Origin of the sequence: Pseudomonas ogarae (genome assembly GCF_014268695.2) — a bacterium.
In the GTDB taxonomy this organism is placed as follows: Bacteria; Pseudomonadota; Gammaproteobacteria; order Pseudomonadales; family Pseudomonadaceae; genus Aquipseudomonas; species Aquipseudomonas kilonensis.
The window spans coordinates 5,874,833-5,899,317 of the sequence record NZ_CP077086.1 but is presented as its reverse complement, the minus strand read 5'-3'; the positions used below and the strand labels follow the sequence as shown (position 1 = coordinate 5,899,317).

Genomic DNA, 24,485 nt, shown 5'->3' with positions numbered 1-24,485 from the left:
AGTGCTACGAGCAGAAATCCAGCGGCAGGCGACGCGGCACGAACTGGCCTTTGCCCAGTTGTTCGGCATCGCGCAGGGTGCGCCAGGTGTAATCCAGCGCCGTCTTGACGGCGCTGGCGAGCTGTTCGCCCTGGGCCAGCCGGCCGGCCAGGGCGCTGGCCAGGGTGCAGCCGGAACCGTGGTAACTGCCGGGCAGGCGCTGGCAGGTAAAGGTTTCGCGCCGGCCATCGCGGCTGTACAGGCGATTATGGACTTCATGTTCGTCGCCGTGACCACCGGTGATCAACAGGTGTTTGACGAAGGGCAGCAGTTTTTCCGCGCACTCGTCGGCGCTGCCCTCGGGCAGTTCGGCGAGGATGCGTGCTTCAGGCAGGTTGGGGGTGGCGATGATTGCCAGGGGCAGCAGGCGCTCGCGCATGGCGTAGCCGACCTCATCCTTGCCCAGGCGCCCGCCACCGCCGGCGCGCAGCACCGGGTCGCAGACCATGGGCAGGTGCGGGTGCGCCTGGAGCAGTTCGACCACAGTGTCGACCATTTCCAGTGAGCCAAGCATCCCCAGCTTGACCGCTGCCACCTGGGCGTCGTTGAGCACGGCATTGGCTTGCGCCAGCACCCACTCTCGGTCGAGCACTCGGAAGTCGCTGACGTTGACGGTGTCTTGCACGGTCAATGCGGTAACGGCAGGGGCGGCATGACAACCCTGGGCAAGCAGGGCTTCGATATCTGCCTGCAAACCGGCGCCACCACTGGGGTCGTGGCCGGAGAGACAGAGGACAACGGGGCGGGAGCTGTAGATATTCATGGTGCGCGAGCTTACCACCAAACCTGTTTTATCGGTGCTCGGACGCTGAGTTGTTTGCTGGTGAATGCTTTTGTGGCGAGGGAGCTTGCTCCCGCTGGAGTGCGCAGCGCTCCCAAAAAACGGGGCCGCTTCGCAGCCCAGTGGGAGCAAGCTCCCTCGCCACATTGCTCCGCCAGTTACCGACCTGACCAAGGCAACAGCTCTATCTCAAGGCTTTGCTCTGAAACGCCCGTTCTAGAGCCTTCTGTAGGAAAAATTTCAATGGTGCAAATTGGCCATCAGCGGCTATGCTAGACATGGATCCAACTCATAACAGGTAATGCCGGTTTTACGTCTACTCAGGGAATGGGGGGCTTCCTGACTCAACCGGACAGTCCACTCTGGGGCTTAAATGCGCTATTTGCTGATGTTGCTGCTGTGCTTGTCCCCTCTGGCAAGTGCCCTGGAATTCGATGAATTCACTCAAAGCCTGCCCTTGGGCCATGCCCTGCTGGTGTTCGAAGATGCGGACGGCACGGCCACCATTGATGAGGTCCAGGCCCAGGCTGCTGCCGGTGCTTTCAAACCCCACGACAAAGCCACGCTGAACGCCGGTTACTCGCGATCAGCGTTCTGGTTGAAAATCGATCTGCACTATCGCCCCGGCAATCCGGACGCCCAGCGCACCTGGCTGCTGGAACTGGCGTACCCGCCGCTGGATCACCTCGACTTGTACCTGCCCGACGCGGCGGGGGCCTATCGCCTGGTTCGCCAGACCGGTGATGCGTTGCCTTTCGCCAGCCGCGAGATCCGCCAGAACAACTACCTGTTCAGCCTGGCTTTCAAGCCCGAACAACAGCAGACCCTCTACCTGCGCCTGCAAAGCCAGGGTTCGATCCAGGCGCCGCTGACACTGTGGTCGAGCACCGCCTACCTCGAACAACAGCCAGTGCGTTTGTATGTGCTGGGGATCATCTACGGCGTGCTGCTGGGGATGCTGATCTACAACCTGTTCATCTATCTGAGCGTGCGCGATACCAGCTACCTCTATTACATCTTCTACATTGCTTCGTTCGGCCTGTATCAGTTGTCGGTCAACGGCGCCGCCGTGGAGTATTTCTGGCCGGACAACCCCTGGTGGGCCAACGCCGCGACGCCGTTCTTCATCGGCTGCGCGGGCCTGTTTGGCAGCCAGTTCGCCCGCAGCTTCCTGCAAACTGCCCGGCAGGGCCGTTGGCTGGACCGGATGCTGCTGGCGCTGATCGCCTACAGCGCGGTGGTGGTCGGCCTGTCACTGATGACCAGCTATGCCTTGGCGCTGCGCCTGGCGACGGCGTTGGCACTGGTGTTCACGGTGGCGATCTTTGCCGCCGGGCTGTTTGCCTGGTGGCGTGGCCTGCGGGTGGCGCGTTACTTCATCATTGCCTGGTCGGCGTTTCTGCTGGGGGGCATCATCAATACCTTGATGGTGCTGGGTTACCTGCCGAACGTCTTCCTGACCATGTACGCCAGCCAGATCGGCTCGGCCATCGAAGTGGCGCTGTTGTCCCTGGCCCTGGCCGACCGCATCAATGCCATGCGCGAACAGCAGGCCCAGACCCTGTTGGATGCCGGGCAGAAACTCGAAGTGCTCAACCAGCAACTGGCCCACAGCAACAAGCTCAAGGATGAATTCCTCGCTACCCTGACCCATGAGCTGCGCACGCCGATGAATGGTGTGATCGGTTCTCTGGAGTTGATGGAAACCGTCGAGATGGACGAGGAGATGACCCAGTATCAACAGACCGCCGCCGGTTCGGCGCGGGACATGATGCGCATGGTCAACGGCATTCTCACCCTGACCGAGTTGCAGGCCGGCAAGCTCAAGGTCTATCCGGCGCCGTTCAGCCTGCGCGGGGTGGTCGATGCACTGCAGGTGCAGTTCGGTGCCAATGCCGCGGCCAAGGGCTTGGACTTCAAGGTCGACGTGGCCCCGGGCCTGGCGGACCGGTTGTTCGGCGACAGCGGCAAACTGGCCCAGTGCCTGGAATGCCTGCTGGATAACGCCATCAAGTTCACCCGGGTTGGCGGCCTGGCGTTGCGCGTCAGCGGCAGGCCGACGGAGCTTGGCCGGGTGGTGCTGTCCTTTGCCGTGATCGACACCGGCATCGGTTTCACCGACTTGGGGGAGGCGACCTTGTACCAGCGCTTCTTCCAACTCGACGGCTCGATGACCCGCGAATACGGCGGCCTCGGCGTGGGCCTGGCCATCTGCCGGCAACTGGTGGAACTGCTGGGCGGTCGCCTGACCCATACGTCCGAGCCCGGTCGTGGCAGCCGTTTTCAGTTGGACGTGGAGTTTGACGTGGCCTTGCCAGCGGCGGTCCCGACGCCGTTTTCCTTCGGTGGCCACCAAGGCGCGCGCCTGCCGCAGGATTGCACGGTGCTGTTGGCGGATGACAACAGCATCGATCAGTTGGTCATGCGCGGCATGTTGCTCAAGCTCGGTTATCGGGTCCGCACCGCCGACAGTGGCCGCGCTGCGCTGGATCTGCTGCACGGCGAGCGCTTTGATGCGGTGCTGCTCGATTGCCAGTCGCCGCCGCTGGACGGAGTGTCGGTCTGCTGCCAGATCCGTACTTTGTCCGGTTGCGAGGAATTGCCGGTGCTGGTGGTCAGCCCGAACGCGGGCCAGGAGTGCTGCCCCTCGGGCGCATTGATCGATTACCTGAGCAAACCGGTGAAATTCGAGGCATTGCAAACGATGCTTCAGCGCCGGGTGCTGTGCCCGAGGCAGGGTGAAAGCGCCGATATTTAGGCGCATATGACACTTTGTTCGGCCTGGAGGCGGTGCTTAACTGAATCCCTGGCCGATTGAGGAGCCCTGTCATGAACCTGCACCAGTTCGCTGAAACCCACGACGTCACCAACCAACCGCCGTCCCTGGATGGCGCCAACCTGTACCGCATCGACCTGCCGCTGCAGCAGTGGTCGCAGCGCTTTGGGGCGGGCTGGGCACAGGCGCGGATCGATGCGTATGGGGCGCTGGCCGGCGGGCCGTTGATGGAAGCGGGCTTCCTGGCCAACCAGAACAAGCCGGTGTTCTCCAGCCATGACCGTTACGGCCATCGCATCGACCTGGTGGAATTCCATCCGGCTTATCACCAGTTGATGCGCACCGCCGTCGAGCACGGCCTGCCCAGTTTGCCCTGGGCGCATCCGCAGCCCGGCGCGCATGTCGCCCGTGCCTCGATGACCTATCTGCACAGCCAGGCCGAAGCCGGCACCGGCTGCCCGCTGACCATGACCTTCGCCAGCGTACCGGCGCTGCGCTTGCAGCCGGACCTGGCCGAGCGCTGGCTGCCCAAGGTGCTGGCCACCGAATACGACCCGCGCAACGTCGGCATGGCCCACAAGGCCGGGGTGACCCTGGGCATGGCGATGACCGAAAAACAGGGCGGCACCGATGTGCGAGCCAACACCACCAAGGCCTATCCGGTGGGCGCCAGCGGCCCGGGCCAGGCCTATGAGCTGGTGGGCCACAAATGGTTCTGTTCGGCGCCGATGTGCGACGCCTTCCTCACCTTGGCCCAGACCGACAAGGGCCTGACCTGTTTCCTGCTGCCGCGCCATCGCCCCGACGACACCCGCAATCAGTTCTACATCCAACGGCTGAAGAACAAGCTGGGCAACTGTTCCAACGCCTCCAGCGAAGTCGAGTTCCGTGGCGCACTGGCCTGGATGGTCGGTGAAGAAGGGAGGGGCGTACCGACGATTATCGAGATGGTCGCCATGACCCGTTTCGATTGCATGGTCGGCTCCAGTGCCCTGATGCGCCAGGCGCTGACCCAGGCCAGTCATCACTGCGCGCACCGCAAGGTCGGTGGCAAGTTGTTGAGCGAACAGCCGCTGATGCAAAACGTCCTGGCTGACCTGGCGCTGGAAAGCGAGGCTGCGCTGGCCTTGAGCTTGCGCATGGGCCGGGCGCTGGATCACTTGAATGACGAGCAGGAGGCCAAGTTCGCCCGGCTGGTGACGGCGGTGGGCAAGTACTGGATCTGCAAGCGCGCCCCCGCGATGATCAACGAAGCCGCCGAATGCATGGGCGGTGCCGGCTACGTCGAAGACAGCATCCTGCCGCGGCTGTACCGCGAAGCACCGGTCAACTCGACGTGGGAAGGCTCCGGCAACGTGCAATGCCTGGATGTACTGCGCGCCTTGTCCAAGGAACCCGGTGTGTTGGAGGTCTTGTTCAGCGAATTGGGCGACGGCCACGGCGACAAGCGCCTGGCTGGCCACATCCAGCAATTGCACGCCGCGTTCAAGGACACCGACGACATCCAGTACCGCGCCCGGCAATTGACCGAAGACATCGCCGTCGGCCTGCAAGCCAAGCTGTTGCTCGAGGCGGGCAACAGTGATGTCAGCGATGCCTTCATCGCCAGTCGCCTGGGTTCGGCCGGCCGAGTGTACGGTGCCTTGCCTCGGGGCTTGAATGTCGAGGCGATCGTCGCCCGCTCCACCCCGCACGGCTTTTAGAAACAACACATACCCCTGTGGGAGCGAGCTTGCTCGCGAAGGCGTCGGAACATCCAACATTTGTGGTGGCTGACACACTGCCATCGCGAGCAAGCTCGCTCCCACAGGGGCTTTATGGAGTCTCGGTCACTACGCCACTGTTCCCGTCGGGCGGCGATGCAGGCAAGATGAAGGCCTGCAAGTCAGAACACAGGAAGCTGATCGTGACCGAAGCGTTTATTGTCGTTCAAACCGCCGAACAAGCCGTGGATCGTCTGGCGGCCCTGCACGAGCGTGCGACCACCGCGCTGAACCAGGCGCTGATGCGTTATCTCAAGGACCGCGTCGAGCCGGATGCCGAGCAGCGTGCGTTGTTTCGCTATCCCGCCTTGCGCCTGACCTATCAATGCCACGGCGAAGTCCCGCAAACCACGCGTGCCTATGCCAAGGTCCAGTTGCCCGGCACCTATAGCGTCACCGTCACCCATCCCGCGGCCTTCCGTAAATACCTGCTGGAACAGCTGGTCCCGCTGATGCACGACTTTACCGTCACCGTGGAAGTGGGCGTCAGTGAGCAGAACATTCCGTACCCGTACGTGGTGGAGCAGGGCGACGAACTGGCCGGCTCCGGCGTGACGGCTGCCGTGCTGGCGCGGGTCTTCCCCAGCACCGACCTGTCGGCCGCCACCGATGGCATCGCCGATGGCCTCTATGACTGGGAAAACACCGACCCGCTGCCCTTGGCGCTGTTCGACGCGGCGCGGGTGGATTTTTCCCTGCGCCGGCTGGTGCATTACACCGGCAGCGACTGGCGCCATGTGCAGCCGTGGATCCTGCTGACCAACTACCACCGCTATGTCGACCAGTTCATCGTCCACGGCCTGGAGCAACTGCGCAGCGACCCGCGCTTTGTGCGCATGGTCCTGCCGGGCAACGTGATCATCGACAAGAACATGGAGCACAGCGAAGCGTCGGCCATCGCCGCCGGCGTAGTCTGGCATCGCTACCAGATGCCGGCCTACCACCTGCAGACCAATGATGGCCATGGCGTGACCCTGGTGAACATCGGTGTCGGTCCCTCCAACGCCAAGAACATCACTGACCACCTGGCCGTACTGCGCCCGCATTGCTGGCTGATGATCGGCCACTGCGGCGGGCTGCGGCAGTCCCAGACCATCGGTGACTACGTGCTGGCCCACGCCTACATGCGTCGCGACGGGATCCTCGACCGGGTGGTGCCGCCGAACATTCCGATTCCGGCCCTGGCCGAAGTGCAGATGGCGCTTCAACAGGCCGCGGCGAACATCACTGGCGAAAAGGGCGATGAGCTGAAAAAACGCCTGCGCACCGGCACCGTATTGACTTACGACGATCGCAACTGGGAGCTGCGCTGGGCCCAGGAGCGTCCGCTGATCAACCTGTCCCGCGCGGTGGCGGTGGACATGGAAAGCGGCACCATCGCCGCCCAGGGTTATCGCCTGCGGGTGCCTTATGGCACGTTGCTTTGCGTTTCGGACAAACCGCTGCACAGCGAGATCAAGCTGCCGGGTTCGGCCAACGCCTTCTATGAGCGAGCGGTCAACCAGCACCTGAAGATCGGCATCGAGGCGTTGGACCTGTTGCGCACCGAACTCAACTCGTTGCATTCGCGCAAGCTGCGCAGCTTCGATGAGCCGCCGTTCCGCTGATACCCCGTTGAAGGGGATGGTGGTTATTTAACGGTCGGGCCACTAGCATGGTCGGCCCTGACCGTTAGATGTTGTATTCGCCATGCCCCGTCCTCCACGCCCTGCTTCCCGTCGCCCTGGCGCGAAGCTTCCAGCCTCTGCCCCGCGCCGCGTGGCCAAGGCCCCGCCGGCCGAGTCGAAGCTGATTCTGTTCAACAAACCTTTCGATGTGCTGACGCAATTCAGTGACGGTGAAGGGCGGGCGACGCTCAAGGATTTTATCGACGTACCGGGCATCTACCCGGCCGGACGGCTGGATCGCGACAGCGAAGGCTTGCTGTTGCTGACCAACGATGGGCAGTTGCAGGCGCGGATTGCCGACCCCAAGCACAAGCTGGCCAAGACTTATTGGGTGCAGGTGGAGGGCGAGCCGAGTGCCGAACAGTTGCAACGTTTGCGCGACGGCGTGGAGTTGAACGACGGCATGACGTTGCCGGCCGAGGCGCGCCAATTGGAAGAACCGCAATTGTGGCCGCGCAACCCGCCGGTGCGTTTTCGTAAAAGCGTGCCCACGAGCTGGCTGGAATTGGTGATACGCGAAGGGCGCAACCGCCAGGTGCGACGCATGACCGCCGCCGTGGGCTTGCCGACCTTGCGCCTGGTGCGGGTCAGGATCGGCGACTGGACGATCGAGGGGCTCGATCAGGGCCAGTGGAAAGAAGTGCCGGCGCGCTTATAACGTCCCGGATTCGATCAGGCCGATCACCACGCTCTTGATAACGAACGCCGCCACGCCGAGGCCCAGCACGAAAAACAGGATGAACGAGCCGAAACGCCCGGCCTTGGACTTCTTCGCCAGGTCCCAGACGATGAAACCCATGAAAATGATCAGGATGCTGACCAGGCCGGTCATCATCCACTCTTCGAAAACAGCAGGATCCATCAGGACACTCCGGCATGGACGGGGTTGAAAAGGCGCGGCGAGTATAAGGCATGGGGGGCGGGCGGTGGATTGGCCTGCGGCGGTGTGTCGCAGCTATTCATCGGTTGGGCTGACGCCATCGCGAGCAAGCTCGCTCCCACAGTGGATCTGTGTCAGGGCGCAATTCCTTGTGGGAGCGAGCTTGCTCGCGATGGCGGTTTCAGTTACGCAGATGAGTCAACGGCAGTTCGGTGCTGTTAAGCACCTGGTTCAGCACAAAACTCGAACGCACGCTGGTAACGCCATCAATACGAGTCAGGTGCCCCAGCAGCAGTTTCTGGTAATGGTCCATGTCCGGCACCACGACCTTGAGCTGGTAGTCCGCGTCCATGCCGGTGACCAGGCTGCACTCCAGCACTTGCGGCAGGTTGCGGATGGCAGCTTCGAAGTTCTCGAAACGCTCGGGGGTGTGGCGGTCCATGCCGATCAGCACGTAGGCCGTCAGGCTCAGGCCCAGCAGCTTGCGGTCGAGCAGGGCGACCTGGCGGGTGATGTAGCCGTCATCTTCCAGCTGCTTGACCCGTCGCGAGCAGGGGGAGGGCGACAGGCCGATGCGTTCGGCCAGTTCCTGGTTGGAGATGCGCGCGTCGCGCTGCAATTCCGCCAGAATACTCAGGTCGTAACGGTCAAGTTTGCTCATCGGTCGGGCCTTTATCTTGATAATTGCGGCAGATTATCTATCTAGGGTTAAAAATTGCGCAAGTGATGTTTATTTCCGCAATCTTCGCAATCATCTGTCGGCGCCCCAGGCTTATGCTTACCACCAAGATCACTGCTCGGACAAACAGTCCAGTGCAGCCCGCCCGATCAGGCCGGCTGCGGTCGCAGTACCCACCGGTACTGGCAGACCCCCGAGCTGCACACTGTCCAGAAGACGGCGTGAGGTGAGCCGACGTCATAAGCGTCGAGCACGGACGAAATTCTCAAGGGGAGGCCGACGGGTCTCCCTTTTTTAATGCCTGCGAAATAAACCCCGTGGCTGATAACCTGTCGCAGAACCGGCCTGGGCTTTTCCAGTCTTATCATCAGGCCCTGAACCGTTGTGAGGAATTTCATGAAGTCGCGCATCTGGCGTTTGGCAGGTGTTGGTCTGTTGTGGGCAAGTGTCAGTGCGCAGGGAATGGCCGACGATCAGCAAAACCGTGGCGGTCCGGACGGCGGTCGTGGGCAGGATGGGCGCGGCGGCAACGGCCAGGGTTATTCGGGCCAGCCGCGGCCGCAGAGCAACGAAATCATTCGCGGCGACAACAGTCGTCAGTTCGAGGTCAAGCCGCAGAATCCAGGCGCACAGCATTACGATCGTCCTGCGCAGGACCCTAACGCCCACGGTCGCCCGCCGCAGCCGCAACCCGGTAGCAACCTGCCGATCCAGGGCCGGCCCGACAGCGTGAGCCAGACTCGGGAACCGCAACCGGGGTACTACCGCGACATTCCTCGTCGCAGCGATGGTTATCCGAGCGGCGGGCCACGCCCAAGTCATGACAACCGTCCCGAACAGCATTGGCCCGGTCGGCCGGACGGCCATGGCAACGGCTGGGGCCCGGGGCCGCAATACCGCCCGGGTTATGTGATCGACCGTTTCCCGGATCGCAACTATCGCGTGCCCTATCGCGGCCAGGACTACTTCTATTCGGGTGGCTACTGGTATCGCCCGCAAGGGCCGCGTTATGTCGTGGTCGCGCCGCCGCGGGGCATCCGTACCCGTTACCTGCCCGATTACGCCAGGGAAGTGTGGATCGGCAGTTCACTGTTCTTTCTCGCCGCCGGCGCCTATTACATCTACGAAGCCAATACTCAGGATTACGTTGTGGTCGAGCCGCCCGTGGCCAACCCGCAACCTCAACCCCAGGGCAACAGCTTTGACGTGGTGGCCTATCCGGCCAACGGCCAGTCGCCCGAGCAGGTCAACCAGGATGGCTACGACTGCTATCGCTGGGCCGTGCAGCAGAGTGGTTTCGACCCGCGCAACTACACCTACCCTCCGGCACCGGAAGTGGTGCAGACCTATCGCCAGGCCCAGGGCAGTTGCTTGAGCAGTCGTGGGTATCAAGTGACATACTGATCACTGGCGGGAGGCAGGGTGCCGCTTTTGTGGCGAGGGAGCTTGCTCCCGCTGGACTGCGCAGCAGGCCCAGGATTTTTACGGTCGCTGCGCAACCGAGCGGGAGCAAGCTCCCTCGCCACAGGTCATGCGCTGACGGCTTTTACCACTTCCGACGGATCGGCATGCACCAGCACTTCGGCCTTCGGATAGGCATGATGGATCGCATCGGCGGCCTGGTCGCTGATGCCGTGGGCCACTGACAGGGTCAATTCCCCCGGCAACTCCAGGTGCAGTTGCACGAACCAGTGGTTGCCGGAGATCCGCGTGCGCAGGTCATGGGCACCGAGCACGCCGGGCACGGCGCAGGCCAGTTCCAGCATGTGCTGGCTGACGTCGGGCGGCAGTTCCTGGTCCATCAGCACCGCGAAGCTTTCCCGGGCGATCTGGACGGCGCTCCACAGAATGTAAATGGCGATCCCCAGGCCGAACCAGGCGTCGAGCTGATACCAGCCGAATCCGGCCAGCACCAGTGCCACCAGGATGCTGCCGTTGAGCAACAAGTCAGAGCGATAGTGCAGCGAGTCGGCGCGCACGGCGTTGGAGCCGGTGGCGCGGATGACCCGATGCTGCAACGCCAGCAGCGCCAGGGTCAGCCCGAGGGAAAACACGATCACACCGACACTGAGCCAGGGCGCGTCCACCGGCAGCGGGTTTTTCAGGCGCTCGAAGGCCTGCAAGGCAATCAATACCGCACTGCCACCGATAAACAGCGCCTGGGCCATGCCGGCCAGGGATTCGGCCTTGCCATGACCGTAGCGATGGTCATCGTCGGCGGGGCGCAGGGCGTAATGCACCGCCAGCAGATTGAGCAGCGAGGTGACACCGTCCAGTGCCGAGTCGGTCAGGCCGGCGAGCATGCTCACCGAGCCGCTGAGCCACCAGGCCACGGCCTTGGCGACGACCAGGATAAGCGCCACGGCCACCGACGCCCGGGTGGCCAGGCGCAGCAGACGGGCGTGTTCGGTGCTGGTGGTCATGGCGCGGTCGTTCCTTGCGTGGCGCCTGTTATGCGGCAGGTTTGAGACCGAGGGCGGCCAGTTGTTGTGCGTTGCCCTTGTGCTGGATCAGCCGTGGATCGTCCAGCGGGAAGCGGCGGCCCAATTCGCTTTCCAGGATTGCCTGCAGCTTCTGGTTGTTCACCGTACCGTCGGGGTTGATGGCCGGCTTGAGTTTCTCAGGCTCGATCTGGACGCTTTTGCCCGGCTCGAAGTAAATGGCGCCGGTGGCGAAGTCCACGGCGAACGCGATCAGGCCAGGGATGATGTAGAACAGCAGGCCGACAGCATCGAGCGCGGCAATCGCCGGGTCGATCTTGCCATCGATCTGGCCGCGGCGGTCCGGGTAGAAGATCGAGCCGCAGGCGCTGATTTGAGTCAGTAGGGCGGCGACCAGGACGCCACCGATCACGCGAAAGGGAATACGCATAACAATCTCCTGAGCAGATAAGGGCGTTGCTGGTTGGAGTCCAGACCACGCTAAACAGTTCGCCGTTATACTCGGCCCTCTGTTTTGGAGCCAGCATGATTTCTTTGCCGATTGATGAAGTTTTACCCGACCTGCGCCAAGCCCTGGCGTCGCGCCACGAAGCGGTGCTCGAAGCGCCGCCCGGCGCCGGTAAAACCACCCGCGTTCCCTTGGCCCTGTTGCACGAGCCGTGGCTGGCCGGGCAGACCATCCTGATGCTCGAACCCCGGCGCCTGGCGGCACGGGCGGCGGCCGAGCGACTGGCCAGCGAACTGGGGGAAAAGGTCGGTGAAACCGTCGGCTACCGGATTCGCCTCGACAGCAAGGTCGGCCCCAAGACTCGCATTGAAGTGGTCACTGAAGGCATCCTCACCCGGCGTTTGCAGGACGACCCGGCGCTGGAAGGCGTGGGGCTGCTGATTTTCGATGAATTCCATGAACGCAGCCTCGACGCCGACCTGGCCCTGGCCTTGAGCCTCAACGGTCGGGAGCTGTTTCGCGAAGACCAGCCACTGAAGATCCTGCTGATGTCCGCCACCTTGGAAGGTGAGCGCCTGGCCGGGTTGCTGGACAACGCGCCGATCCTGCGCAGCGAAGGCCGCATGTTCCCGGTGACGGTACGCTGGGGCCGGCCGTTCCAGCCCGGCGAGTTCATCGAGCCGCGGCTGGTGCAGACCGTGCTGGATGCACTGCACGATGAAACCGGCAGCGTCTTGGTGTTCTTGCCCGGGCAGGCCGAGATCCGCCGGGTCCATCAGCAACTGGCCGAGGCCTTGGGCGAGGGCGGCAATGTGTTGCTCTGTCCGCTGCACGGTGAACTGGACCTCGCCGCCCAGCGCGCCGCCATCGACCCCGCACCGCCCGGCCAGCGCAAAGTGGTGCTGGCCACCAACATTGCCGAAACCAGCCTGACCATCAACGGCGTACGAGTGGTGATCGACGCCGGACTGGCCCGGGTGCCGCGTTTCGACCCGGGCAGCGGCATGACCCGGCTCGACACCCAGCGCATTTCCCGGGCCAGTGCCACCCAGCGGGCCGGTCGGGCCGGGCGTCTGGAACCAGGGGTGTGCTACCGGTTGTGGTCCGAAGACCAGCATGAACAATTGGCCGCGTACGGCAGCGCGGAGATTCTGTCGGCGGACCTGGCCGGGTTGGCCCTGCAATTGGGGCGCTGGGGCGTGACGCCGTCGCAACTGGTCTGGCTCGATGTTCCGCCCGCCGCTGCGTATGCCCAGGCCCAGGACCTGCTGCAACGCCTGGGTGCGTTGGAGGGCGAGCAACTGACCCGCCACGGGCAGGCCATGGCTGAACTGCCGGCCCACCCGCGTATCGCCCATCTGCTGTTGCGCGGCCAGGCGCTGGGGCTGGCGGACATGGCCTGCAACGTCGCCGCACTGTTGGGCGAGCGCGACATTCTGCGTGGCGCCGGCGCGGACCTGCACACTCGCCTGGCCTTGCTGTCCGGCGAAGAGCGAGCAGCGCGCGGCGCCCAGGGTGGGGTGCAGCGGGCGCGGCAACTGGCCCGGCAATATCGCGGCTACCTGCGGGGCAAGGCCGAAGAGATCGTGGCCGATCCCGATCATTCGCGCTGGCTCGGCGCGTTGCTAGCCTTGGCTTACCCGGACCGCGTTGCCCAGCAGCGAAGGCCTGGCGGTGCGGAGTATCGCCTGGCGAATGGGCGTGCGGCGCTGTTTGCCGAGGCTGACAGCCTGATGAAACAAACGTGGCTGGTGATCGCCGACCTGGGCAGCCGCCAGGGCCAGCGGGAAGAGCGGATCTACCTGGCGACGGATTTCGACCCGGCGCTGTTCGATTCGGTATTGGCCGAACAAGTACGCGTTGTGGATCAACTGGATTGGGACGAGCGTGAAGGCGTGCTGCGCGCCGAGCGCCAGCGCAAGGTCGGCGAACTGGTGCTCAGCCGCGAACCGCTGACCGGCCTGGATGAGTCGGCCCGTAGCCAGGCCCTGGTGAACCTGGTGCGGCGCAAGGGCTTGGAATTATTGCCCTGGACCCCGGAACTGCGGCAATGGCAGGCGCGGGTGGCGCTGCTGCGGCGCCTGGATCTGGACGCCAAGGGCGAGAGCGAATGGCCGGACGTCAGCGATGGCGCCTTGCTGGACAACCTAGAGCATTGGTTGATGCCGTATCTGGGCCGAGTCTCGCGCCTCAGCCATTTTGCCAACCTGGATTTGTCGAGCATCGTTCACAACCTGTTGCCCTGGCCCCTGCCGCAACGCTTGGATGAACTGGCGCCGCACCATTTGAGCGTGCCCTCGGGCTCGTCGATTCGCCTGGACTACAGCGAGCATCCGCCGATCCTGGCAGTGCGCTTGCAGGAACTCTTCGGCCTGGCCGACACCCCGCGCATCGCTGGTGGGCGGCAGGTGGTCAAGCTGCACCTGCTGTCCCCGGCGCGCCGACCGGTGCAGGTCACCCAGGACCTGGCGAACTTCTGGCGCAGCACCTATGCCGAGGTGAAGAAGGACCTCAAGGGGCGCTATCCCAAACATTACTGGCCGGACGACCCGCTGGTGGCGGAAGCGACGGCGCGGGTCAAGCCGCGTAAGTGAGCTGATTCCGATCCACCCCCAAACCCCTGTAGGAGCGAGCTTGCTCGCGATGGCGATGTGTCAGCTGATAGTCATGTTGCTGATCCGCCGCTATCGCGAGCAAGCTCGCTCCCACATGTGTTCGGTGGTGAGCCCGCTAAGGCGTAGCCGGCAACAAAAACCGCGCAATCACCGGCAAATGATCGGAGATGCGCAAGGTGTCGTCCTGCCTTACCTGGGCCTGGACCCGTTTGATTCGTGGGCTGTAGAACAGGTAGTCGACGGTGCGGTCGGGGCCGTTGAGGCCAGGGTCGTTCGGGTAGTGGGTCAGCCAGTGTCCGCGGTCGATGCCGCTGGCCTCGTTGTTGGTGGGGATCATCGGGTATTTGTCCCACAGCAGATGCAGGGGGCTGTCGGCGGCGTAGGGCGTGCGTTGCTCGGACGGCAGGCGCCGGTACTGGCCCAGGGGCAGCAGGTTGAAGTCGCCGCCGATCAGCCAGGGCGTGCCTGCGGATTCGAATTTATCCAGTGCCTTGGCTACGGCGGTGATTTGTCTGGGTAGGGTTTCGTCCGGCTCTGTGGCCCGTTCCAGATGCGTGTTGAGCACCGCCAACTGACCGCCATCGCTCAGCGGCAGGTAGCTGACCAATAAGGCATTCTTCGGCTGGAACTGACGGCTGATAACGTTGGCGTCGGCCACCGGCAGTTGTACCCGTTCGGCACGGTCGATGCGGTAGCGACTCAGGGTCGCCAGTTGCCGGCCGACGCTGCCGAAGATGTGCGGGTCGGGGATGAAGTCGGCCTTCCAGTCGAAGGCGCTGGTGCCGCACGGATAGAGGTCGGCCAGCCGTTCCTGCAACAGCTTGAGCTGGTCCTGGTAATCGCTGGCCTTGGCGCCCTTGTCCAGTTCCTGGAGCAACACGATGTCCGGTTGTTCGTCGCGGATGACCCGGGCCACTTCGTCGAGGCTGAAGGCCATGTCTTCCAGGGTCGGGCTTTCATCGTCGCCCTGGGCCAGGTCGTTCCAGAACACGTAGCGCTTGCCGGCGAGGAACTGCACGTTCCAGGTCATCACCTTCAAGGCCTGGCCAGGCACCAGGGGGGCTGCGTTGGCGGTGCAACTGACCGGCATGCTTTCCCGGGGCTGTGGCCGCCAGGTCAGGGCGTAGACCGACAGGGCGGCCAGGCTGAGGATCAACAGCAGGCCCAGCAAGGTGTGGCGCAGTAGACGGGTCATGGCTCAGGCTTTTCTGCAATCAACATGAACATTCGGAACAGCACGACAGTGGTGAACAATTGCAGAAAACTGTGGATGCTGTCGATCAGCAAGCTGACCAAAGGATTTTGCGGCGGCGGATACACCGAGACGCTGGCGCCCTTGAGCAGCCAAAGCGGGACCATCACGGACAGGATGCACAGCAGGATTCGCCAGAAATGACCTCGACTCATGCGCAGGCTTTCCTTCATCGCGGCCAGTGGCGCCAAGCCCTTCAATACCAGCAGGTACTCACCGAAAGCCAGGACGACCATCAGCCATAGCCCTGGCAGGAAATACAACGAGATGCCGATCAGGATCAGCAGAGTATTGAGCGCGGTCAGCAAGGCGAAGCGTGGCCACTGGAGGAGGGCGGCGGCGAGCAAATCGCGGGCGCGGGGGGCTTCGCCACGACTGCGGGCATCGAGAAACAGAATCAAAGCCGCGGTGTACAGCGGGTACACCAATAGCCCGACGATCACGCTGTAGCCGGAAAAGCCGTCGGCCCCGACGGCGCTGTCCACCCCCTGCTGCAGCACCGCTTCGAGTATCACCAGCGGCAAGCACAACTGGGCGATCCGGCCCAGATGGCGCTTGAAAAAATACAAAGAGTCACGCAGTACTTCTAACGGATTCATGGGTCGGTATCGCAGTTCGAAAAAGCGGTCCGACACTTTACCCATCAGGTGACCGCAGAAACAAACGTAAACATCAGGTAAAGACCATTGAAAGCTTTTCGACGAGCCCCATTACTGATGGGCACCGGTCTTCGGGATCGGAATGGTTTCTACCCGGCAATCTAATGAGGTCGCCATGAACAGCGAAGAACAAACCCTGATCGATGGACTGTTTTCACGGCTGCAACAGGCCGAAAAGGATTCAGCCCCGCGCGACGCCCAGGCCGAGGCGCGGATCAAGGAACACCTGGCGAGCCAGCCAGCGGCGGGCTATTTCATGGCCCAGGCGATTTTGGTGCAGGAGGCCGCGATCAAGCGCCTCGATGAGCAGAACAAGCAACTCACCCAGCAAGTCGAGCAATTGCAGGCCGAGCTGCAACAGGCCCGCAAACAGACGTCGGCGCCAAGCGGCGGCGGAGGTTTCCTCTCGAGTATTTTCGGTGGCAGCCCGCGGGATTCACGCCCGGCGAGCGCGCCTGCCGCAAGCGGTGGTGGCTGGCGCGAACCGGCACAGCCGTCCTTCAATGCCCCGGCCCAACAGGGCTTTGGCGCACCGCCCGGCAATTATGGCGCACCGCAGCAGCAGGCCCCGGCAGCGGGCAGCTTCCTGGGGGGCGCCCTGAAAACCGCGGCGGGCGTGGCCGGCGGCGTGATGCTGGCCCAAGGCATCAGCAGCCTGTTCCACAGCAACCAGCAACCGCAGGAAGTCGTCGAGGTCATCAAGGAAGAGCCGGCCCAACCGGTCAACGACACCGCCAACAACGGCGACAACGGCTGGGGCGATGACCAGCGCGTGGCCGATAACGACGCCTACGGCAACGACCAGGGCGGCTTCAGCGACGCGGACTACAGCGACGATTCATCGTCCTTCGGCGACGACGACTCCTTCGTCTGACCTGCCATTCGTCCGGGGCGCTCTGGCGCCTCGGGCCGATTATTCGCGGAACAATCCTTCGGGCTGGCATACTGGGCGACTTTTCGGCCCTGGTGGTCTGCGTGCATGTGCATCCAAGAGGAAACGCGGTGAAAAAAATTGCAGTGTTCGCCGATGTGCAGAACCTCTACTACACCGTGCGCCAGGCCTACGGTTGCCATTTCAACTACGCCGCGCTGTGGGCCGATGTCAGCAAACAGGGGCAGATCGTCGAGGCCTACGCCTACGCGATCGATCGCGGTGACAGCAAGCAGCAGCAATTCCAGCAGATCCTGCGCAACCTGGGCTTCATCGTGAAGCTCAAGCCCTACATCCAGCGCAGCGACGGCTCGGCCAAGGGTGACTGGGACGTGGGCATCACGCTGGATATCATGGACGCTGCCGACCACGTCGATGAAGTGGTGCTGGCCTCCGGCGATGGCGATTTCGACATGTTGCTCGAGCGCATCATCCAAAAGCACGGCGTGCAAGCCGTGGCCTATGGCGTGCCGGGGTTGACTGCCAACTCGCTGATCCGCGCCGCCAGCCGCTACGTGCCTATCGAAGGCGCGTTGTTGCTCAAGAATTGATTTTCACGGAGTTCAAAAGGTTTGGAACGCATCGCAGTCATCGACTTTGAAACCACCGGAATCACCCCGAGCAGCAGTTGCCGGGCCACGGAAATCGCGGTGGTGATGCTCGAGCAAGGCCGGATCGTCGACCGCTACCAGAGCCTGATGAATGCCGGTGTACGGGTGCCGGCCTTCATCGAACAACTGACCGGCATCAGCAACGCCATGCTGCGCAGCGCCCCGTCGGCGGAAAAAGTGATGAACGAGGTCAACGAGTTTGTCGGCATCACGCCCCTGCTGGCGCACAACGCCGCGTTCGACCAGAAGTTCTGGGACTTTGAACTGGGGCGAATCAAGCGTACTCGCTTGCAGAATTTTGCCTGTTCACTGTTGCTGGCCCGGCGCCTGATGCCGGCTGCACCGAACCACAAGCTCGGCACGCTCAACACGTTCGCCGGCTTGCCCCACACAGGCCAGGCTCACCGGGCCATGGCCGACGCCGAAATGGCCGCCAATCTCACCGCGCACCTGGCTTCGCAACTGCGGCAAAAGCATGGGCTGCGGGAGTTGTCCCATGATTTGCTGTGCAGTTTGCAGAAGGTGCCGGCGGCGAAGATCAATGAGCACCTCAAGCGGCATCGCGGGTTCTAAACACACCACAAAACCCTTGTGGGAGCGGGCTTGCTCGCGAATGCGGTGTGTCAGTAAGTAAATGTGCGACTGACACACCGCATTCGCGAGCAAGCCCGCTCCCACACAGGTTGTTCAGTGTTTGATCCTTATTTCCCGTTCCCTTCCAACTGCCCCAGCGGCACGCGCTTTTCAATGGCGCTGGACAGCACGATCGAGGTCTTGCTGAAACCAAATTTGGCGATGCGGTTGATCAGCTCTTCCAGCTCGGGCATCGAACCGACCGCCGCTTGCATGATCACGCACGGGTCGCCGGTGACCCGATGGCACTCGGTCAGTTGTGGGATCTTGCACAGTTCGTCGTAGGTCTTCTGGTTGCCGTGCTGGTTCATTCGCAGTTCGATGACGCACTGCACCGGCAGACCGATCTTTGCCATGTCGACTTTGGCTTGATAACCGGTGATGACGCCGCTGGCTTCCAGTTTGCTGACCCGTTCGGCCACGGCGGGGGCTGACAGGTTCACTTTGCGGGCCAGTTCAGCGTAGGACGCCCGACCGTTGTCCAACAAAGCGCTGAGCAGCATGCGGTCGTATTTATCCACGGTTTGGCTTCCTGTTGGCGTGACTTTCGAAAACGCGATTTATAGCGCTGATCTCCGTGTTTTGAAAAGTGTATGGCCTTGATAAACAGGTTTTGTAACTTATTTTCCGTCTATCGCCTTTCTAGAATAAAGCCTCTCATTGTCCTGACTTCGAGCTGAACATGCCTGGCCTACGCCGTTTCCCTCTGCCATTGATCGCTGCTTTTTTTGCCTTGTACGTCATCTGGGGTTCGACCTACCTGGTGATTCGTATCGGTGTGGAGCATTGGCCGCCGCTGTTGCTGGCCGGGATTCGTTTTGTGCTGGCCGGTTCGCTGATGTACGGCTTCCTGCGCTGGCGCGGGGCACCGGCGCCGACCTGGGCGCAATGGAAGGCCGGGGCCATCATTGGCGTGCTGTTGCTCAGTTTTGGTAACGGCGCGGTCAGTGTGGCCGAGCACACGGGCGTGGCGTCCGGGGTGGCGGCCTTGGCCGTGGCGACAGTGCCTTTGTTTACCTTGCTCTGTGGATATTTCTGGGGCGCGCGTAATACCCGTCTGGAATGGGCGGGGATTGTGCTGGGGTTGATCGGCATCGCCATGCTCAACCTCGGTTCCAACCTGCAGTCCAGCCCGTTGGGGGCGACCTTGCTGGTATTCGCGGCGGCCTCTTGGGCCTTCGGTTCGGTGCTGAGTAAACACCTGCCTTTGCCGGCCGGGGCGATGGCCAGTGCCGTGGAAATGCTGGTGGGCGGTGTGGTGCTGTTGATCGGCAGCGTGGCCAGCGGCGAACACCTGGACAGCATGCCGCCGCTGGAAGGTTGGCTTGCCTTGGCTTACCTGACCTGCTTCGGTTCGATCGTTGCCTTCAATGCCTACATGTACCTGCTCAAGCATGTGCGCCCGGCGGCGGCCACCAGTTATGCCTATGTCAACCCAGCCGTGGCAGTGTTGCTGGGGATCGTGTTCGCGGGTGAAACCATTGGCGCTGAAGAAAGTGTGGCGATGCTGGTGATCATCAGTGCCGTGGTGTTGATCGGATTGCCGCAGTGGCGCAAACCCAAGCCTGCGCCGGCCGCCGCCTGATTTAGGGTAAACTGCCGCGCATTGCACACCTTGCGCTGATTTTTCCTACGGTACTTCCATGACTTTCGCCACCCTTGGCCTGATCGAACCCTTGCTGCGCGCCCTCGAGACGCTCGGCTACCAGACCCCGACCCCGGTTCAGGCCCAAGCCATGCCGGCGGTGCTCGCCGGTCGCGACCTGATGGCCGCCGCCCAGACCGGTACCGGCAAGACCGCCGGTTTCGCGGTGCCGCTGTTGCAGTTGCTGACCACCGAAGGGCCGAAGGTTGCGGCCAACTCGGTGCGGGCGCTGATCCTGGTGCCGACCCGTGAGTTGGCTGAGCAGGTCCATGAAAGCGTGCGTCAGTACGCGCAAAACCTGCCGCTGAGCACCTACGCCGTGTACGGCGGTGTCAGCATCAACCCGCAGATGATGAAGTTGCGCAAAGGCGTCGACCTGTTGGTCGCCACGCCGGGGCGTCTGCTCGACCTGTTTCGCCAGAACGCGCTGAAGTTCAACCAGTTGCAGACCCTGGTGCTGGACGAAGCCGATCGCATGCTCGACCTGGGCTTCTCCGAGGAGCTGGCGAACATCTACAAGGCCCTGCCGAAGAAGCGCCAGACGCTGCTGTTCTCGGCGACCTTCTCCGACGCGATCCGCCTGCTGGCCGGGCAGATGCTCAACGATCCGCTGAGCATTGAAGTGAGCCCGCGCAACGTCGCCGCCAACACCGTCAAGCAATGGGTGGTGACGGTGGACAAGAAGCGCAAGCCGGAATTGTTCGTGCACCTGATGCGCAAGAACAAGTGGAAGCAGGTGCTGGTCTTTGCCAAGACCCGCAACGGCGTCGATGCGCTGGTGGAAAAACTCCAGGGCCTGGGCATCAACGCCGACGGCATCCACGGTGACAAGCCCCAGGCCACCCGCCAGCGCGCACTGGACCGCTTCAAGGCCAGCGAAGTGCAGATCCTGGTGGCGACCGATGTTGCCGCCCGAGGCTTGGATATCGAGGATTTGCCGTTGGTGGTGAACTTCGACCTGCCGATCGTCGCCGAGGACTACATCCACCGCATCGGCCGTACCGGTCGGGCGGGTTCGACTGGGGAAGCGATTTCACTGGTCTGCGCCGACGAAGTGAACCTGCTGTCGGCCATCGAGATGCTGACGCGCCAGACGCTGACTCGCCAGATGGAACAGGATTTCGAGCCTGAGCATCGGGTACCGGACACCGATGCCAGCGGCCAGGTGATCAAGAAACCGAAAAAGCCGAAGAAACCGAAAACCTCCGGTGGTGGCGGCAAGCGCAACCTGGGCAAGTGGGTGGACAGCGGCGATGCCTCGCCTGTGGAACCTTCGGTCAAGCCTGTGCGCAAAGTGCCGGTGTTCAATACTGGGCCGCGTAAGCGTAAGCCTTGATGATCTGCTGCGCCTGATACACCGCTATCGCGAGCAAGCTCGCTCCCACAGGAGATCTGTGGTGGACACCGGATCTGTGAACACCTGAAAACCACTGTGGGAGCGAGCTTGCTCGCGATGGGGGCGCCTCAAGCTTGTAACCACTCCAGAATTCCCAAACCCGCCGCGCGACCGCTGGCAAAGCACGCCGTGAGCAGGTAGCCGCCGGTCGGTGCTTCCCAGTCGAGCATTTCTCCTGCGCAGAAAACGCCGGGCAATTGCTTGAGCATCAGGCGTTCATCCAGGGCCTCGAAGCTCACGCCACCAGCGCTGCTGATAGCTTCGTCCAAAGGGCGGGTCTTCACCAGGGTGACTGGCAGGCCCTTGATCGCCTGGGCCAGCCGCGCCGGGTCAGTGAAACATTCGGCCGGCGTGAGCTCGCGCAACAGCGCAGCCTTGACGCCGTCGATCCCCAGCTGGCTGTGCAAGTGCTTGGCCATCGAGCGAGAGCCGCGTGGCTTGCTCAGGGCTTGCTGGACCTTATCCACAGGCCGGCCCGGCAGCAGGTCCAGATGGATCGTCGCACTGCCGTGTTGGTTGATGGCTTCGCGAACCGGCGCCGACAGGGCGTAGACCAGGCTGCCTTCGAGGCCAGTGGCGGTGACCACGCATTCGCCGAGGCGCGGTACATCGTCGTTCAAGCCAATGGCGATATTTTTCAGCGGGGCGCCAGAGAATTTGCTGATCATCAGGTCGCTCCAGGCCTCTACCTCGAACCCGCAGTTGCTCGGTTGCAATGGCGCCAGGGTCACGCCGCGTTGTTCCAGCGCCAGCATCCAGGCGCCGTCCGAGCCCAGGCGCGACCAACTGCCGCCGCCCAGCGCCAGCAGGGTCGCGTCGGGGCGTAGCGTTTTCTCACCTTCCGGGCTCGCTATGCGCAAGCTGCCATCAGGGTTCCAGCCGAGCCAGCGGTGGCGCGTGTGGATCGCCACGCCGGCATCGCGCAGGCGCTTGAGCCAGGCGCGCAGCAGCGGGGCGGCTTTCATGTCGGTGGGAAATACCCGCCCGGAACTGCCGACAAAGGTGTCGATACCCAGGCCATGAATCCATTCGCACAGTTCGTTTGCGCCAAATGCCCGCAGCAGCGGGGCGATATTCGCCGCGCGTTCGCCGTAGCGGGACAGGAAGGCCGGGAAGGCTTCGGAGTGGGTGATGTTCATGCCGCCCACGCCGGCCAGCAGGAATTTGCGGCCCACCGAGGGCATGCCGTCGTACAGGTCGACCTGAAGGCCCGCCTGGCTCAACACCTCGGCCGCCATCAGGCCGGCGGGGCCGCCGCCGATGATGGCGACGTTTGGAGTGGAAGGCTTGGAAGCTTGAGTCATGGCGAGCGATGTCTGGCGGATCAGGGCGGGCATTCTATCAGCTCGGTCCACTGGCCGAGGGGCATGGCGTGTGTGTCTACAACTTGAAAGTGTCGACCACACTCCTGAGTCGTCCGACTTCAAAATCCAGTTCTCCACACGCCTTGAGGGTCGAGCACAAATTGTCGGTGGCATGGCGATTCAACTGGCTGATCTCATGAACATCCCGAGTAAGCTGGTCAACAGCACTGGTTTGCTCCTCGGTTGCAGCGGCGACCGTCAGGCACATCTCATCGATCTCGATGATGCGTGACACCACGGTCAGCAGGCTGTCCCCGGCCTCGGTCGCCACCCGTACACTTTGGCTGCCGATTTCATGGCTGCGCAGCATGGTCTTGGCCGCCTGGGTAGCCCCCTCCTGCAGTGCTTCGATCACCGCGCGGATTTCTTCGGTCGCTGCCTGGGTGTGGTGGGCAAGGCTTCTGACTTCGTCCGCCACCACGGCAAACCCGCGCCCGGCCGCTCCGGCCCGGGCTGCCTCGATGGCCGCGTTCAAGGCCAGCAGGTTGGTTTTTCCGGAGATCGTCGAGATGACCTCCAGCACCTTGCCGATATTGGCGCTTTTGGCGTTGAGCTCTTCGATCTGTGCGCGGGTTTCTTCGATGTTTTCTTGCAGGCAACTCATGGCATTGACCGTGTTCTCGACGAGCATGCAGCTCGAATCGATCTGCGCCCTGGCGCTCGAGGCGCCTCTGGACGCCGCCGAGGCACTCGAGGCGATTTCTTGCGCCGACGCCCCAAGCTCCTCAATGGCCGCCGCCACGTTGCTGGTAAAGCCGGATTGGTGTTCCGACTTCCCAACCGAAGAGTTGGAGGCCGTCAGGACCTTGCTGGTGGCCTCTTTCAGGGAGTTCGTCGTCGATGAGACTTCGGTGATGGAGGCATGGATCCGGTCGCCGAAGCGATTGAAACTCACGGCCAATTGGCCGAATTCATCATTGGACAGGATCGACAAGCGTCGGGTCAGGTCACCGTCGCCCTGGGCGATATCTTCCATCGCGTGACTGATAAGGCGCAGGGGTTTCATCAACACGCGAATAAGCAGCCCGAGCAGCAGCAGGGTGGCCATGCCGGCAACGATTGTCGTGATGATCGCCGAACTGCGGAACGCAGCAAGACTGGCCATCGCTGCCTGTTTGTCCAGGACGATGCCGATGTACCAGTCTTTCATCGGCAGGCCCTTGATCGCAGAGAACAGTGTGAATTTCACGCCATCGACCGTAGTGGCTTCCACCAATCGATCATTGAGCGTCGGGGTATTGCCCGGAAACAGATCGGACAGTGTCTTGCCGATGAGCGCCTTGTCGGGGTGAACCAGTATTTTACCTTCCTTACTCACCAGAAAGGCGTATCCATTGCCCTCGAAGGCTTGCGCGTTGAGCGTCTGGGAAATCGTCTCGATGTTCAGACTGGCGCCCAGGACACCGAGCGTTTGCTGCCCGGCGTGGATGGCGACCGCCTGGGTGATAATCGGGTAGTCGATCCCGGCCCCTACGTAGGGTTCGGTCATCGCCACGCCATGGTCTGCGGCGTCTATGTACCATTGCCGTTTCCTGCTGTCGTAATCGGCTGGCATCTGCCGCGGGGGATGGATCTGGAACCCACCGTCACGGGTACCCGCATAACCTGCGATAAATTGGCTCATGAGCACTTGGCTCTGCAACTTGTCGAGTATGTTTTGCGGCGAAGGATCGTTGCCGATGAGTTCGGCAAATCCCCTTAGCAGAATCATTCGTCCGTCCAGCCAGCTCTGGATATCATGTGCCATCGCTGCCGAGAGGGCGCGGGTGTGTTCCTCGATTTTTTTTACGTTGTCGTCACGCAACCGAACATCATTCAATACGGTGAATGTGCAAAACACCGTCATGATAAGCAACGAAGCAATCAGTAGTATCTTCTGGTTAAACCTGAGACTTTTCATTGCAC

The 24,485-nt window shown here is 62.6% G+C and carries 21 protein-coding genes; 11 read left to right on the top strand and 10 right to left on the bottom strand.

Annotated elements, in window-relative coordinates:
• Window positions 1-4 precede the first annotated feature (4 nt).
• Window positions 5-802 carry a hydroxymethylpyrimidine/phosphomethylpyrimidine kinase gene (locus HU749_RS26070; RefSeq protein ID WP_024616125.1) on the bottom strand — a complete coding sequence of 266 codons (798 nt, stop codon included), beginning with the start codon at window positions 800-802 and terminating at the stop codon, window positions 5-7.
• A 391-nt stretch (window positions 803-1,193) separates the two neighbouring features.
• On the opposite strand from HU749_RS26070, the gene HU749_RS26065 reads away from it, so the two are divergent.
• From HU749_RS26065 to HU749_RS26050, 4 genes are all read left to right on the top strand, one after another.
• Window positions 1,194-3,578, top strand: coding sequence for a hybrid sensor histidine kinase/response regulator (locus tag HU749_RS26065; protein ID WP_186651590.1), 2,385 nt, complete (start codon window positions 1,194-1,196; stop codon window positions 3,576-3,578).
• A gap of 71 nt (window positions 3,579-3,649) precedes the next feature.
• Window positions 3,650-5,299, top strand: a complete 1,650-nt coding sequence (locus HU749_RS26060) for an acyl-CoA dehydrogenase family protein (protein ID WP_186651587.1) — start codon at window positions 3,650-3,652, stop codon at window positions 5,297-5,299.
• Between the two features lie 167 nt (window positions 5,300-5,466).
• Window positions 5,467-6,966, top strand: a complete 1,500-nt coding sequence (amn, locus tag HU749_RS26055; RefSeq protein WP_172436105.1) for an AMP nucleosidase — start codon at window positions 5,467-5,469, stop codon at window positions 6,964-6,966.
• A 151-nt stretch (window positions 6,967-7,117) separates the two neighbouring features.
• Window positions 7,118-7,684, top strand: coding sequence for a pseudouridine synthase (locus HU749_RS26050; RefSeq protein ID WP_161798368.1), 567 nt, complete (start codon window positions 7,118-7,120; stop codon window positions 7,682-7,684).
• Here HU749_RS26050 and HU749_RS26045 read toward each other — a convergent pair.
• Both HU749_RS26045 and HU749_RS26040 read right to left on the bottom strand, forming a co-directional pair.
• A complete protein-coding gene (locus tag HU749_RS26045; protein ID WP_007937369.1) occupies window positions 7,679-7,888 on the bottom strand; it encodes a DUF2788 domain-containing protein in 210 nt (69 codons plus the stop codon). The genes HU749_RS26050 and HU749_RS26045 overlap by 6 nt on opposite strands.
• Window positions 7,889-8,087: 199 nt before the next feature.
• Window positions 8,088-8,567, bottom strand: coding sequence for an Lrp/AsnC family transcriptional regulator (locus tag HU749_RS26040; protein ID WP_003205850.1), 480 nt, complete (start codon window positions 8,565-8,567; stop codon window positions 8,088-8,090).
• A gap of 414 nt (window positions 8,568-8,981) precedes the next feature.
• On the opposite strand from HU749_RS26040, the gene HU749_RS26035 reads away from it, so the two are divergent.
• Window positions 8,982-9,989, top strand: a complete 1,008-nt coding sequence (locus tag HU749_RS26035; RefSeq protein WP_079302720.1) for a DUF6515 family protein — start codon at window positions 8,982-8,984, stop codon at window positions 9,987-9,989.
• 125 nt (window positions 9,990-10,114) lie between these two features.
• On the opposite strand, the gene HU749_RS26030 is transcribed toward HU749_RS26035, so the two are convergent.
• Together HU749_RS26030 and pmcY are read right to left on the bottom strand one after the other, a co-directional pair.
• Window positions 10,115-11,008 carry a cation diffusion facilitator family transporter gene (locus HU749_RS26030; protein WP_186651585.1) on the bottom strand — a complete coding sequence of 298 codons (894 nt, stop codon included), beginning with the start codon at window positions 11,006-11,008 and terminating at the stop codon, window positions 10,115-10,117.
• Window positions 11,009-11,036: 28 nt separating this feature from the next.
• Window positions 11,037-11,456 (bottom strand): periplasmic Zn2+ metallochaperone PmcY, encoded by a 420-nt coding sequence (gene pmcY, locus HU749_RS26025; protein WP_186651583.1) that lies wholly within the window; start codon window positions 11,454-11,456, stop codon window positions 11,037-11,039.
• A gap of 95 nt (window positions 11,457-11,551) precedes the next feature.
• Here pmcY and hrpB point away from each other — a divergent pair, with 95 nt between their 5' ends.
• On the top strand, window positions 11,552-14,068 hold the full coding sequence (gene hrpB / locus HU749_RS26020; protein ID WP_186651581.1) for an ATP-dependent helicase HrpB: 2,517 nt from the start codon (window positions 11,552-11,554) through the stop codon (window positions 14,066-14,068).
• Window positions 14,069-14,204: 136 nt separating this feature from the next.
• On the opposite strand, the gene HU749_RS26015 is transcribed toward hrpB, so the two are convergent.
• Both HU749_RS26015 and HU749_RS26010 read right to left on the bottom strand, forming a co-directional pair.
• On the bottom strand, window positions 14,205-15,284 hold the full coding sequence (locus HU749_RS26015; RefSeq protein WP_186651579.1) for an endonuclease/exonuclease/phosphatase family protein: 1,080 nt from the start codon (window positions 15,282-15,284) through the stop codon (window positions 14,205-14,207).
• Window positions 15,281-15,940 (bottom strand): hypothetical protein, encoded by a 660-nt coding sequence (locus HU749_RS26010; RefSeq protein ID WP_057451893.1) that lies wholly within the window; start codon window positions 15,938-15,940, stop codon window positions 15,281-15,283. The genes HU749_RS26015 and HU749_RS26010 overlap by 4 nt, the downstream gene beginning before the upstream one ends.
• A 175-nt stretch (window positions 15,941-16,115) precedes the next feature.
• On the opposite strand from HU749_RS26010, the gene HU749_RS26005 reads away from it, so the two are divergent.
• The 3 genes from HU749_RS26005 (at window position 16,116) to HU749_RS25995 (ending at window position 18,115) form a co-directional block, all read left to right on the top strand.
• Window positions 16,116-16,874 (top strand): DUF2076 domain-containing protein, encoded by a 759-nt coding sequence (locus tag HU749_RS26005; protein ID WP_079302717.1) that lies wholly within the window; start codon window positions 16,116-16,118, stop codon window positions 16,872-16,874.
• A 128-nt stretch (window positions 16,875-17,002) separates the two neighbouring features.
• Complete coding sequence (locus HU749_RS26000) at window positions 17,003-17,482, top strand: LabA-like NYN domain-containing protein (RefSeq protein WP_013694260.1); 480 nt, start codon at window positions 17,003-17,005, stop codon at window positions 17,480-17,482.
• A 21-nt stretch (window positions 17,483-17,503) separates the two neighbouring features.
• Window positions 17,504-18,115, top strand: a complete 612-nt coding sequence (locus HU749_RS25995; RefSeq protein ID WP_003205836.1) for a 3'-5' exonuclease — start codon at window positions 17,504-17,506, stop codon at window positions 18,113-18,115.
• A gap of 128 nt (window positions 18,116-18,243) precedes the next feature.
• Here the strand turns inward: HU749_RS25995 and HU749_RS25990 are convergent, their stop codons facing one another.
• On the bottom strand, window positions 18,244-18,696 hold the full coding sequence (locus HU749_RS25990) for an Lrp/AsnC family transcriptional regulator (protein ID WP_014340343.1): 453 nt from the start codon (window positions 18,694-18,696) through the stop codon (window positions 18,244-18,246).
• A 161-nt stretch (window positions 18,697-18,857) separates the two neighbouring features.
• Here HU749_RS25990 and yedA point away from each other — a divergent pair, with 161 nt between their 5' ends.
• Both yedA and rhlE1 read left to right on the top strand, forming a co-directional pair.
• Window positions 18,858-19,760: a drug/metabolite exporter YedA gene (yedA, locus tag HU749_RS25985; protein ID WP_014340342.1), complete on the top strand. Its 903-nt coding sequence runs from the start codon at window positions 18,858-18,860 to the stop codon at window positions 19,758-19,760.
• A gap of 58 nt (window positions 19,761-19,818) precedes the next feature.
• Complete coding sequence (gene rhlE1 / locus HU749_RS25980; RefSeq protein WP_024618228.1) at window positions 19,819-21,156, top strand: RNA helicase RhlE1; 1,338 nt, start codon at window positions 19,819-19,821, stop codon at window positions 21,154-21,156.
• A 128-nt stretch (window positions 21,157-21,284) separates the two neighbouring features.
• Here the strand turns inward: rhlE1 and HU749_RS25975 are convergent, their stop codons facing one another.
• Together HU749_RS25975 and HU749_RS25970 are read right to left on the bottom strand one after the other, a co-directional pair.
• On the bottom strand, window positions 21,285-22,520 hold the full coding sequence (locus tag HU749_RS25975; RefSeq protein WP_079303436.1) for a TIGR03862 family flavoprotein: 1,236 nt from the start codon (window positions 22,518-22,520) through the stop codon (window positions 21,285-21,287).
• A 76-nt stretch (window positions 22,521-22,596) separates the two neighbouring features.
• Window positions 22,597-24,480, bottom strand: a complete 1,884-nt coding sequence (locus HU749_RS25970) for a methyl-accepting chemotaxis protein (RefSeq protein WP_079302716.1) — start codon at window positions 24,478-24,480, stop codon at window positions 22,597-22,599.
• Between the last annotated feature and the right edge of the window lie 5 nt (window positions 24,481-24,485).